We start from the raw sequence: 11,778 nt of genomic DNA, 5'->3' as shown, positions 1-11,778 counted from the left end.
TCCACGCGAACTGGCAGCCCGTCCCGGGCCGGTTCAAGGACTACATCGCGATGCCCAAGTTCAACATGTACCAGTCGCTGCACACGACGGTCATCGGCCCGGGCGGTAAACCCGTCGAGCTGCAGATCCGTACGTTCGGCCAGCACCGTACCGCCGAGTACGGAATCGCTGCCCATTGGAAGTACAAGGAACACAACGTCGACGTCTCGACGCCGGCGGGCATGTCCAACGACATGGGCTGGCTGCGCCAGCTGCTCGACTGGCAGCGCGAGGCGCAGGAGCCCGAGGAGTTCCTCGACTCGTTGCGGTACGACCTCGGCGCCACCGAGGTCTACGTCTTCACCCCGAAGGGCGACGTGTTCCCGCTGCCGCAGGGTTCGACGCCCGTCGACTTCGCCTACGCCGTGCACACCGAGGTCGGTCATCGGTGCATCGGCGCCCGCATCAACGGCAAGCTGGTCGCGCTCGAGAGCCCGCTCGACCACGGCGACACCGTCGAGGTGTTCACGTCCAAGTCCGAGAGCGCCGGGCCGTCGCGCGACTGGCTCGAGTTCGTCAAGTCACCGCGGGCCCGCACCAAGATCAAGCAGTGGTTCGCCCGCGAGCGGCGCGAGGACGCCATCGACGCCGGCAAGGCGGCGTTGACCAAGGCGATGCGCAAGGCGGCGCTGCCCATCCAGCGGGTGTTGGGCGGCGATCAGTTGCTGACGCTGGCGCAGGACATGCACTACCAGGACATCTCGGCGCTGTACGCGGCGATCGGTGAGGGCCATGTCTCGGCGCAGTCGGTGGTACAGAAGATCGTGCTGCAGCTCGGCGGCGCCGAGGGCTCGGTCGAGGACATCTCCGAGGTCGTGGTCCCCACCGACGACACGCCCCAGGCGGGGCGGCGCAACGGCAGCGATGTCGGCGTCGTGGTGCGGGGCGTCAGCGACGTGTGGGTCAAGCTGGCCCGCTGCTGCACGCCGGTGCCGGGCGACGAGATCATCGGCTTCGTCACCCGTGGCGGGGGCGTGTCGGTGCACCGCGGCAGCTGTACGAACGCGTCCTCGCTCACCGGGCAACCCGAGCGGCTCGTCGAGGTCGACTGGGCACCCACCGGCGGTTCGAGCTTCGTGGTGTCGATCCAGATCGAGGCGCTCGACCGGCACGGCCTGCTCTCGGACATCACCCGGGTGCTCACCGAGGAACGGGTCAGCATCCTGTCGGCGAACGTCAGCACCAACCGAGACCGGGTCGCGGTCAGCAAGTTCACCTTCGAGATGGCTGAGGCCAAGCATCTCGGACACCTGCTGAAGGCGATCCGTTCGATCGAGGGCTGCTACGACGTCTACCGGGTGCACGCCTCGCACTGACACCGAACCGCAGCCGGGTTGGGTCAGTTGGTCAGGACGAGCAGCCCGACGATCACACCGGCGAGCACGAGGACCCCGACGACGGTCAGGATGATATTCAGTCGGCGGCGTCGGGCCAGCTGCTGCTGCCGACGCTGGGCCTGGCGACGCAGGCGACGTTGCTCCGCCTCGCGTCGTTGCTTGCTCGTGGGCACGCGGTCACGTCACCTCGTTACTTCACGGAGAGCAGGTCCACGACGAAAACGAGGTCGGCGTTGGCAGGGATAGCGCCCTGCCCGGAGGCGCCGTAACCCAGCTGCGCCGGGACGAGGATGGCGCGCCGCCCACCGACGCGCATCGGCGTCACCTTGCCCGTGCCTCCGATGCCCTGGGTGAAGCCCTGCACCACCCGGGTCAGCATGAAGGAGGCGGCCTTGCCGCTAGCCCAGGACGAGTCGAATTTCGTTCCGTCCTTGTAGAGCACCCCGCTGTACTGCACCGAGACGGTCGAGGTCGGCGTGGCCGCCTTGCCCTTGCCGACCACGAGGTCGTCGCAGGCCAACGCCTTCAGGGTGGTGGCGGATTTCGAGGTGGCCTTGGGGTCGGTCTTGAGGTTGATCGCGTTGGTGACCGTGACGCCGTCGAAGCTGGCGGTGGGCTTGCCGGTGGGTGCCGCGCAGGCAGCCGGGGCCGCGAGCTGGACGGCGGGGGAGGTCGGCGCCGTGGCGCTCGGGCTGCTGCTGGCGCTCGACCCGGCCTTGGACTTGGTGCTCGGGTCGTTGCCGCCGGCGAAGACGGCGACGAGGACGACGACCAGCGCGATGACCACGACGGTGCCGACGACCGAGGTGATGAGCGTCGCCCGCTTGCGGCGCGCCTCGCGGGCCTGACGCTCCTTGAGCTGCTGCTCGAGCTGGCGTCGGGTGGCCTCACGGCGCTTGCTTCTCGCGTCCATCGGGGCGGGGTCCTCCAGAGACTTCGTCGGGCCCCGGCAGGGTTCGGGGAAACCTCGGAAAGTCTAGGCGACCGTTCCGGAGCCCGGTCTGTGAGACGGGCGGGAAAGCCGGCTGCGCTTGCTCGGTAGGGTCGAGGTCGTGTTGATTGCCGGTTTCCCGTCCGAGGCGACGGCCACGAATTGCTACGTGGTTGCCCCCGGCGACGGCGAGCAGTGCGTGGTCATCGACCCGGGTATCGGCGTCACCGGCCAGCTCGACGAGGTCATCGCCGAGCATCGCCTGCACCCCGTCGCCGTGCTCCTGACGCACGGGCACTTCGACCACACCTTCTCGGTGCTGCCGGTCTGCCAGGCCAGGGACGTCCCGGCCTACATCCATCCCCGGGACCGCCCGCAGCTCGCCGACCCGTGGACGTGGGTGGGCATGCCGAAGGGCACGCCCTTGTTCGGCACGTTGACCTTCGCCGAGCCCGACGACGTTCGCGAGTTGCCCACGACCGGCACGGTCCCGCTTGCCGGGCTGGACTTCGCCGTCACGCACGCTCCGGGGCACAGCGCGGGCTCGGTCGTGTTCGGACTCAGCGGCGCCGACGAGGCTCTGCTGTTCTCGGGCGACGTACTGTTCGCCGGCTCGATCGGACGTACCGACCTGCCGGGGGCGTCCATGGCTGACATGGAACGTTCGCTGCGCGACGTGATCCTGCCGATGGCCGACGGCACCGTCGTGCTGCCGGGCCATGGTCCGCAGACCACGGTCGAGCGCGAGCGCGCCACCAACCCGTTCCTGCTGGACCTGCTGTGACCGAGCGACGCTTGCGGAGCGAGCAATGAGCATCTCGGGCTTCCCGGAGCTGCTGCCGACCCAGCGCTTCGCCGAGCTGGCCGTGCTCGACCGGCTGCGCGGCGTGTTCGAGCTGCACGGCTTCGCGCCGATCGAGACGCCGGCCGTCGAGTCACTCGACCAGCTGCTGCGCAAGGGTGAGATCGATAAAGAGGTGTACGTCCTGCGCCGCCTGCAGGCAGAGGACTCGGACACCAATGATTCAGGTCTGGGGCTGCACTTCGACCTCACCGTGCCCTTCGCACGCTACGTCCTCGAGCACGCCGGCCACCTGGAGTTCCCGTTCCGGCGCTACCAGATCCAGAAGGTGTGGCGCGGCGAGCGTCCGCAGACCGGTCGGTACCGGGAGTTCACCCAGGCCGACATCGACATCGTGGCCCGCGACGTCCTGCCCTTCCATCACGACGTCGAGATCGCCCGGGTCATGGCCGAGGCGTTGTCCGCGCTGAATTTCCTGCCGCCGCTGCGGCTGCAGGTGAACAACCGGCGTCTCATCGAGGGTTTCTACCGTGGCCTCGGCGCCACCGACGTCCCCGCCGTCATGCGGGCGATCGACAAGCTCGACAAGCTGCCGGCACAGGCGGTGGCCACGCAGCTCGTCGACGACGCCGGGCTCACGGCAGCGCAGGCCGACCAATGCCTCGCCCTGGCCGAGATCCGCAGCACCGACACGTCCTTCGTCGAGCGAGTGCGGGCACTCGGCGTCACCCACGAGCTGCTCGACACCGGCCTGGCCGAGCTGGCTGCAGTGCTCGACGGGTGTGCAGAGCTGACCGGCGGCCGGGTCACCGTCGAGGCCGACCTGCGCATCGCCCGCGGCCTGGACTACTACACCGGCACCGTCTTCGAGACCCGGATGAGCGGCTATGAGTCGCTGGGCTCGATCTGCTCCGGCGGCCGGTACGACGCGCTGGCCAGCGACGGCAAGGTGACCTACCCCGGGGTAGGTATTTCGCTCGGTGTCACCCGGTTGCTGCTGCCGCTGTTCGCCGACGGCGTGGTCTCGGCATCGCGGGCCGTGCCGTCGGCCGTGCTCGTCGCGCTGCCCGACGAGGACGCGAGGGCCAGCAGCGACGGCATCGCCCAAGCGCTGCGGGCGCGCGGCATCGCCACCGAGGTCGCGGCCACGCCGCAGAAGTTCGGCAAGCAGATCCGCTACGCCGAGCGCCGCGGGATCCCCTTCGTCTGGTTCCCAGGGGGCGGCGGCCATGCTGGGCACACTGTCAAAGACATCCGCAGCGGCGACCAGGTCGACGCGGACCCGTCGTCCTGGACCCCGCCCGCCGACGACCTGCGACCGCAGGTCACCACGAAGGATTGAGAATGTTCAGGACTCACGACGCCGGTTCGCTGCGCGCCACCGACGCAGGACAGACCGTCACGCTCGCCGGCTGGGTGGCCACCCGTCGCGACCACGGCGGCGTCACCTTCATCGACCTGCGCGACCGCAGCGGCTCGGCACAGGTGGTCATTCGCGAGGACGCGCTGGCGCACAGCCTGCGCAACGAGTGGGTGATCCAGGTCGTCGGGGAGGTGAAGCTCCGCGAACCGCACAACGTCAACCCGAACATCGCGACGGGCGAGATCGAGGTCGTCGCGGCCTCGCTCGAGGTCCTCAACGAGGCGGCACCGCTGCCCTTCCAGCTCGACGACTACGCGGGGGTGGGCGAGGAGGCGCGGCTGAAGTACCGCTACCTGGACCTGCGCCGCTCCGGGCCGGCCGCGGCGATGAAGCTGCGTAGCGACGTCAACCACGCCGCCCGCGCCGTGCTGCACGACCAGGGTTTCCTCGAGATCGAGACGCCGACGCTGACCCGTTCGACGCCCGAGGGCGCGCGGGACTTCCTCGTGCCGGCGCGGTTGCGGCCGGGCAGCTGGTACGCGCTGCCGCAGTCGCCGCAGCTGTTCAAGCAGTTGTTGATGGTCGCGGGCATGGAGAAGTACTTCCAGATCGCCCGCTGCTACCGCGACGAGGACTTCCGCGCCGACCGGCAGCCGGAGTTCACCCAGCTCGACATTGAGATGAGCTTCGTCGACCAGGACGATGTCATCGCGCTCATGGAGAACGTCCTCGCCGCCATGTGGCGGGTGATCGGTGCTGAGATCCCGCGGCCGATCCCGCGCATGACCTACGCCGAGGCGATGCGTCGCTACGGCTCCGACAAGCCCGACCTGCGCCTGGACCTCGAACTTGTCGAGTGCACGGGCTTCTTCGCCGATACCCCGTTCCGCGTATTCCAGGCGCCGTACGTCGGTGCTGTGGTGATGGCGGGCGGCGCGTCCCAGCCGCGGCGCACGCTCGACGGCTGGCAGGAGTTCGCCAAGCAGCGCGGGCACCGCGGCCTCGCCTACGTCCTGGTGGGCGAGGACGGCGAGCTCGGCGGCCCGGTCGCGAAGAACCTTTCCGAGGTAGAGCGGGCCGGGCTCGTCGCGCACGTCGGTGCGAAGCCGGGGGACTGCATCTTCTTCGCCGCCGGCACGGCCGCTACGGCCCGCAGCCTGCTGGGTGCGGCCCGCCTGGAGATCGGGCGTCGTCTCGAGCTGATCGACGACAGCAGGTTCGCGTTCACCTGGGTGGTCGACGCCCCGATGTTCGAGCCATCGTCGCAGGCCGTCGCCAGTGGCGACGTCGCGGTCGGTGCGGGGGAGTGGACGGCCGTCCACCACGCGTTCACCGGGCCCAAGCCGGAATTCGTCGACACCTTCGACACCGACCCCGGCAGCGCCCTGGCGTACGCCTACGACATCGTCTGCAACGGCAACGAACTGGGCGGCGGATCTATCCGTATCCACCAGCGGTCGGTGCAGGAACGGGTGTTCGCGGTCATGGGGCTAACTGATAAGGAGGCGCAGGAAAAATTCGGCTTCCTGCTCGACGCGTTCAGCTACGGCGCCCCGCCGCACGGTGGCATCGCGGTGGGCATGGACCGCATTTGCGCGCTGCTCGCACGGACGGAATCCATCCGCGACGTCATCGCCTTTCCGAAGTCCGGCGGCGGCTACGACCCGCTCACGTCAGCGCCCGCCCCGATCACCGCCGAGCAGCGCAAGGAGGCCGGGGTCGACGCGGTCCCGGACGCGGACGAGTGAGCGAGCCGGGCGGTGTAACCAACCCGGCGATCCGCGCGGTGCTCGACGACTTCGTCGCCGCGGCCGGCGACGGCTCCAGTGTGGACGTCCTGCGCTGGTGCCTGCAGGGTTTCCTGCTGCTCGACGTCACCGGCTCGGACATGCCCATCAGCGCTGACGGCAGCGAGATCGAGGCCGGCTCGACGGTGCGGATCGCGACCATGGCCGGACCCGACGGAGGGTCGGCCCTGGCGGCGTTCACGAGCACGGCCGAGATCGAGAAGGTCCACGGGGACGAGGTTGACGGACCAGTGCAGTCGCTGGTGCAGCCGGCGTCCGCTGTCCTCGAGCTCGCCCTCGAGCAGGACCACCAGTGGCTGTGTCTCGACCCGGGCGGGCCGAGCTGCGCGCTGTCGCGCGACGAACTCGAGTTCGCGCTCCGGGTGCCGCGCAACGACGTCGTCCGGCAGGCCCTCGACGTTGTGAACGTCGAGCCGGAACGGCGCGAGGTGCTGCTCGACGCGCTGCGCGCCGAGGGCGTCTTCGTGCTCGCCGTCGACCTGCCCGAGGGCCTCGACGACGACGGCGTCGGGGGAGAGCTGGCCGAGGACACCCCGGCCCTCATCCGCACCACCACGCTGCCCGACGACCGCCCGGCGCTGCTGGTCTTCACCTCCGGCCCCGAGGCCGCGGCCCGCGCCGCGGGTGACTCGTTCGTGGTGTGGACGACCGCCGAGGTCCACCAGGCCCTGCGCGAGGGCGACTTCGCCGGGCTCGTCGTCAATCCGGCCTGGCCGTGGGCCGCGGTCACCAACGAGGAGCTGTTCGGCTCACAAGGAGGACTCTGATGTCGGACTGGAATGAGAAGATCATCGCCGAATTCCGCGCCAACGAGGGCCGCGTGGGCGGCCAGTTCGAGGGCGCACCGATGGTGCTGCTGCACCACACCGGCCGCTCGTCCGGCCGCGAGTACGTCGCCCCGCTCGTCTACAAATCCGACCCCACCGACGAGCACACGATCTACGTGTTCGCCTCGGCCGCCGGCGCGCCGAAGGACCCGCAGTGGTACGACAACATCGTGGCGACCGGACACACGAGCGTCGAGGTCGGCACCGAGACCTACGAGGTACGGGTCGAGACGCTGTCCGGGGAAGAGCGCGAGCGAATCTTCGCCGCCCAGGTCGAGGTGATGCCCGGCTTCGCCGACTACGCCGAAAAGACCGAGGGCATCCGCGTCATACCCGTGGTGGCCTTGCACCGTGTCCAGGGCGGTGGGTGAGCCCGTGCCCGAGATGCACGTGCACCTGCGCTGGCCCGACGGGTCGGCGCAGCGCGTCTACAGCCCGTCACTGGTCCTGACCGACCACCTCGACGAGGGCGCGAGCTACCCCATCGAGGATTTGTTGCCCCGGATGCGCACGGCGCTGACCGAGGCCAGCAACCGGGTGCGCGCGTCCTACGGCTTCCCCTGCACCCGTGCTGCGGCGTCGTTGGCCGCGGTCGAGTCGCGCGCCGCGCGGTACGCCGGTGGTGACGTCGCCGTGGTGGAGGCGTTCGAACGGTGAGGCACGGGCCGCCGCTCGCGGTCCGATGATCGACGATGGCGCGGTGGGTGCTCGCTCAGGCCGACCGACGCCGCGAGCGGGAACTGCACGCGCAGGCTCGGCGCGGCCAGCTGCGTCCAGAGCCAGGTCAACATCGCCGGGTCAGCCGCCCGCCACGCGTCGAAGTTGTGGGTAGCGCCCGACTCGGCGTGCACCGTGACCGCGTCCAGCCCGCGCAGGGCGCGCACGAAGGACTTGGCCCCGGCATAGTCGCCGGCATCGCCCGTCCCGGCCATTACCCAGAACGATGGCAATGGATGCGTTGCCGACGCGAGGCGTCGCGCGGCAAGAAGCGGGTCGTTCGCCCGCTCCGCGGCCTGGTTGTCGTGCAGGGCCGCTGCGGCCGGTCCGTCCGTCGGGCGGAAGTACCCGTCCATGATCCCGATAGCCCCGAACGAGCTGCGGTGCCTCAGGGCCAGGTTCGCCGCGCAGTAACCGCCCGAGGAGTACCCAGCCAGGCCCCACTCGGCCGGCACCTGGGAGGTGCGGAACCGGACCTCGACGTCGGTCCGGACGTCCTGCGTGAGGTAGGTGTCGTCCGCCGCGCCCGGAACGTTCAGGCACTCCTCGAAGTGGTCGCCCACGGCCATCGTCGGCATGACCGCGATGACCGGCCCCATGAGGTGCTCGCCGATGAGGTGGTCCAGCACATGGGCGAGCCGCATCTGCACGATCCAGTTCTGCGGAGTGCCAGGACTGCCGTGCACGAGTTCGACGACCGGGAAATCGACGTGCGAGTAGGCGCTCTGGAAGTACTGCGGCGGTAGATACACCAGCCCGCGGCGGGTGATGCCGCTCGCCGGTCCGGCCAGCGTGATCGACTCGACGCGACCGCGGTCGACCCGTGCTGTCGTGCGGTTCGCGACCGGTGTCGAGGAGAACGACGAGTAACTGCCGTTCAGGTCGGCGGACAGCTGCGACCACGTCTGGTAGTAGGCGTAGTAGTCGTTGACGACAGCGATGCCCGCCCCGGCCGACAGCACCATGGCCAGCACGCCGGCGACGACCTTCACCGCCACGGGGCGCAGCCGCACCGCCGCCGCGATGGCCGCCGCGGCCACGGCCAGCAGCGCGATCACCAGGAACACCGAATTCGGTTCCACGTCACGCTCCTCCGCGTGCCCAGAACCGGGGCAGGGCCGACGCAAACGCCGTGCGCCAGACCGACCAGGAATGCCGTCCGGGCGTCGTACTCGTGTGCACCGCATGCAGCGAGCGACGCGCCAGGGCACCCACGGCCCGCTGATCGGCGACCACGGCCGTGTCGGACGCCCCGCACTCCAGCCAGGCGGACAGCCTCGGGTAGCGGTGGCGGCGCAGCAGCACGGTCGGGTCGTGCGCGTCGTATGCCGTACGCGATCCGCCGAAGAGCCGCGCGATGGTGGCCGCGGGGTCGTCGGTGTCGCCGACCGTCGGTCGGCGCAACCCCGAGAAGTCGCCGACGAAGGAGAACGTCCGGGACGCACGCAGGGCCAGCACCATCGCGCAGGTCCCGCCCTCCGAGGCTCCCTCGACGCCCCAGCTGCGGGCGCTGGCAGACACCGGCAGGTGTGTCCGAATCCAGGCCGGCACGACATCGAGCAGGTAACGTTCGACGTTGCCGCCCCGGGTTGTCCGAATGCACTCGGTGTCGTCGTGCAGCGACCCGTTGATGTCGGGCATGAGGACAACCGGGGCCTTGCCGCCGTGCGTCGCGGCGAAGCGGTTGAGGGCCTCAGCGGCCCTGCCGGACGTGTCCCAGTTGGTTGGCCCGCCCTTGGTGCCATGCAGCAGCAGCAGCACCGGAAAGCGTTCCGACGGGTGCGTCTGTGCCGCGGGCGGCAGGTAGATCACGGCCGGACGAGGCGCGAACCCGGTGCTCCCGCCGGGGATCGTGCGGGTAATCAACCTGCCCGTGGGGGTTGCCGCGAAGTTGTGCGAGGTTGCACTGCGCGGGTCGTGGGTCGTTGTGGACGTCGACGGGGCGTCGGAGGCTTGGCGGGACTGGGTCGAGCTGGTGCACGACGTCAGGGCAAGCGCCAGGGCCGGCAGGATTAGCAGGCTGCCGACGCGGGTGCGGTCAGCCATGGTGTGACAGGTGCAGCAGGCGGGGGCGGACCAGGAAGGCTTCCGCCTCCATGGCCGCCAGTCCGATCCGGGGCAGGTCCCGGGCGGCCGGGAAGCAGAGGAATCGTGGCAGCCACTCCGGCTGGAACTTGTCGTTGAACCGGTACAGCGACTCGATCTGCCACCAGCGCGAGGCCGCCAGCAGAACGCGTCGCCACGCGCGCAGGACAGGCCCGGCGCCGATCCGGGCGCCGCGCTCGAGCGCCTCGCGGAAGACGGCAAAATTGAGCGACACCCGGTGCACCCCGAGCTCGGCGCACGCGTTCAGCGCGGCGACGATCATGTACTCGTTGATGCCGTTGTCGCAGTCACGGGCCCTGCGCATCAAGTCGAGCGAGATGCCCCCGGTGCCCCAGGGCACGAAGTGCAGCAGCCCGCGCAGCTCGCCGTCCTGCTCCGCGGTGACGACCACGCAGTCGGCGTCGGACGGATCGCCGATCCGGGACAGCGCCATGGAGAACCCGCGCTCGACGGAGTCGCCCCGCCAGTCGTGCGCAGCAGTGCGCAGGCGGTCGAACTCGGCCTCGTCCAGGGCGGCCGTCCGGCGCACCTGGACCCGGTACCCGGCCCGTTCGACCCGCGCGCACGCCTGCCGGACACCGCGCATCGCTCGTCCCTCCAGGGTGAAGGTGCGGGCGTCGAGCACCGCCTCGTCGCCGAGCGCCAGCGCGTTCAGCCCGAAGTCGCGGGCCCACACCGTGGCGCCGCGTTCGCTGCAGCCCATCACCGCGGGCGTCCAGCCGTACCGGCGGACTAGCTCGCGGTACTCGGCGATCGCGCCCGGCCACGCCTCGACGTCACCGAGCGGGTCGCCGCTGACCAGGGCCACCCCGAGCACGACCCGGTACGTGATTGCGGCTTTGCCGCTCGGGGACCAGACCACCGACTTGTCGCGGCGCAGCGCGAAGTACCCGAGCGAGTCGGACTCACCGTGCCGCTCCAGCAGGGTCCGCAACCGCGCCTCGTCCTGCTCTGCCAGCCTCGCGGTCGGCTGGAAGGGCAGCAGCAGCAGGATGACGCCGGAGGCCAGAGCAAGGACGCCGAAGCCGACCAGCGTGGCGTGCACGGCGTCGCTGTAGTCCTCACCGCGGATGGGCAGCCGACCGCCGAGACCGACCAGTGAGCACGCGATCTCCCGCAGCCGACCCAGCAAGGACGTCCCGTTCGGCACGTGGCCCGGCAGGTAGAGCAGGACGAGGCCGAGCGCCACGCCGCAGGCCAGGAACTGCGCGGCGACACGGACGGCGAAGTCGCGTCCAACCGGGTCGTCCACCGCAGTGAACCGCGAGTGGGCAAGGATCAAGCCGACCAGCAGCACGCTGACGACCGTGGACTCGATCGGGCGCCAGTCGTCCCGGATCACATTGACGAAGCAGATCGTGGCGCAGGCGGCGATGCCCAACAGCAATGCCGAGCGCTTGCCTCGACGCAGGCCGACGGCGACCCGCAGGAGCAGCAGGCCGGAGACCGCCACTGCGACCTCGACCGTCCGGTTGCCCGGGTCGAGCTCGATCGGGCTAAAGGCCGACAGCACGCCCCACGGATGCGCCCACAGCACGTCGGTCAACGACAGCAGACCGGCCAGGACCGCGACGTATGCACTGATTCGCGGCGCGTGCTCGACGAGGCCGGTGACCCGGCTGCGGGTCCGGGTCAAGCGTGACGGCGACAGGATGGTCACAGGGGCTCCCATTGGTGCGGAACAAATGCACGAAGCCTCTGGCGGGCGGTTATGAATTGGCAGCCGGACTCAGCGAATGCTTCACGCCCGCGCAGCGTTTGCACAGCATTTGGTGGCCACCGGTTCGTACGTGCTGCGACCGCATACAGCCCGCTCGGCCCCAAAGGCCAGGAACGCCGTTGGCGCTC

The 11,778-nt window shown here is 70.1% G+C and carries 12 protein-coding genes; 7 read left to right on the top strand and 5 right to left on the bottom strand.

Going from position 1 to position 11,778, the window contains the following annotated elements:
• The coding region (locus ACFFC4_RS10250) for a RelA/SpoT family protein (protein WP_375500430.1) at window positions 1-1,355 on the top strand (1,355 nt) is incomplete at its 5' end.
• A gap of 23 nt (window positions 1,356-1,378) precedes the next feature.
• Here the strand turns inward: ACFFC4_RS10250 and ACFFC4_RS10245 are convergent.
• Window positions 1,379-1,549 carry a hypothetical protein gene (locus ACFFC4_RS10245; RefSeq protein ID WP_375500428.1) on the bottom strand — a complete coding sequence of 57 codons (171 nt, stop codon included), beginning with the start codon at window positions 1,547-1,549 and terminating at the stop codon, window positions 1,379-1,381.
• A 17-nt stretch (window positions 1,550-1,566) separates the two neighbouring features.
• The gene (locus tag ACFFC4_RS10240) at window positions 1,567-2,289 is read right to left on the bottom strand and encodes an FKBP-type peptidyl-prolyl cis-trans isomerase (RefSeq protein WP_375500426.1); all 723 of its coding nucleotides are present in this window, start codon (window positions 2,287-2,289) and stop codon (window positions 1,567-1,569) included.
• 139 nt (window positions 2,290-2,428) lie between these two features.
• Between ACFFC4_RS10240 and ACFFC4_RS10235 the strand changes: the two genes are divergently transcribed.
• Genes ACFFC4_RS10235 through ACFFC4_RS10210 form a run of 6 tightly spaced genes read left to right on the top strand, consistent with a single transcriptional unit; the run spans window position 2,429 to window position 7,764 of the window.
• Complete coding sequence (locus tag ACFFC4_RS10235) at window positions 2,429-3,091, top strand: MBL fold metallo-hydrolase (RefSeq protein ID WP_375500424.1); 663 nt, start codon at window positions 2,429-2,431, stop codon at window positions 3,089-3,091.
• A gap of 25 nt (window positions 3,092-3,116) precedes the next feature.
• Window positions 3,117-4,451, top strand: coding sequence for a histidine--tRNA ligase (gene hisS, locus ACFFC4_RS10230; protein ID WP_375500422.1), 1,335 nt, complete (start codon window positions 3,117-3,119; stop codon window positions 4,449-4,451).
• Between the two features lie 2 nt (window positions 4,452-4,453).
• On the top strand, window positions 4,454-6,220 hold the full coding sequence (gene aspS, locus ACFFC4_RS10225; protein ID WP_375500420.1) for an aspartate--tRNA ligase: 1,767 nt from the start codon (window positions 4,454-4,456) through the stop codon (window positions 6,218-6,220).
• Window positions 6,217-7,047 carry an SseB family protein gene (locus ACFFC4_RS10220; RefSeq protein WP_375500418.1) on the top strand — a complete coding sequence of 277 codons (831 nt, stop codon included), beginning with the start codon at window positions 6,217-6,219 and terminating at the stop codon, window positions 7,045-7,047. Before aspS ends, ACFFC4_RS10220 begins: the two co-directional genes overlap by 4 nt.
• A complete protein-coding gene (locus tag ACFFC4_RS10215) occupies window positions 7,047-7,478 on the top strand; it encodes a nitroreductase/quinone reductase family protein (protein ID WP_375500416.1) in 432 nt (143 codons plus the stop codon). The genes ACFFC4_RS10220 and ACFFC4_RS10215 overlap by 1 nt, the downstream gene beginning before the upstream one ends.
• A complete protein-coding gene (locus tag ACFFC4_RS10210; RefSeq protein ID WP_375500414.1) occupies window positions 7,471-7,764 on the top strand; it encodes an MSMEG_0570 family nitrogen starvation response protein in 294 nt (97 codons plus the stop codon). Before ACFFC4_RS10215 ends, ACFFC4_RS10210 begins: the two co-directional genes overlap by 8 nt.
• Here the strand turns inward: ACFFC4_RS10210 and ACFFC4_RS10205 are convergent.
• Genes ACFFC4_RS10205 through ACFFC4_RS10195 form a run of 3 tightly spaced genes read right to left on the bottom strand, consistent with a single transcriptional unit; the run spans window position 7,656 to window position 11,590 of the window.
• A complete protein-coding gene (locus tag ACFFC4_RS10205) occupies window positions 7,656-8,906 on the bottom strand; it encodes an alpha/beta hydrolase (RefSeq protein ID WP_375500412.1) in 1,251 nt (416 codons plus the stop codon). The genes ACFFC4_RS10210 and ACFFC4_RS10205 overlap by 109 nt on opposite strands.
• Window position 8,907: 1 nt before the next feature.
• A complete protein-coding gene (locus ACFFC4_RS10200) occupies window positions 8,908-9,870 on the bottom strand; it encodes an alpha/beta hydrolase (protein ID WP_375500410.1) in 963 nt (320 codons plus the stop codon).
• A complete protein-coding gene (locus ACFFC4_RS10195) occupies window positions 9,863-11,590 on the bottom strand; it encodes a phosphatidylglycerol lysyltransferase domain-containing protein (protein WP_375500408.1) in 1,728 nt (575 codons plus the stop codon). The genes ACFFC4_RS10200 and ACFFC4_RS10195 overlap by 8 nt, the downstream gene beginning before the upstream one ends.
• Window positions 11,591-11,778 lie beyond the last annotated feature (188 nt).

Source organism: uncultured Jatrophihabitans sp. (genome assembly GCF_964244045.1).
Lineage (GTDB): Bacteria > Actinomycetota > Actinomycetes > Mycobacteriales > Jatrophihabitantaceae > Jatrophihabitans.
This window is presented reverse-complemented; position numbering and strand designations above follow the sequence as displayed.

Coding starts and splice junctions, on each gene's coding strand:
- ACFFC4_RS10240 (WP_375500426.1), bottom strand. CDS start 2,289: ATGGACGCGAGAAGCAAGCGCCGTGAGGCCACCCGACGCCAGCTCGAG.
- hisS (WP_375500422.1), top strand. CDS start 3,117: ATGAGCATCTCGGGCTTCCCGGAGCTGCTGCCGACCCAGCGCTTCGCC.
- aspS (WP_375500420.1), top strand. CDS start 4,454: ATGTTCAGGACTCACGACGCCGGTTCGCTGCGCGCCACCGACGCAGGA.
- ACFFC4_RS10215 (WP_375500416.1), top strand. CDS start 7,047: ATGTCGGACTGGAATGAGAAGATCATCGCCGAATTCCGCGCCAACGAG.
- ACFFC4_RS10200 (WP_375500410.1), bottom strand. CDS start 9,870: ATGGCTGACCGCACCCGCGTCGGCAGCCTGCTAATCCTGCCGGCCCTG.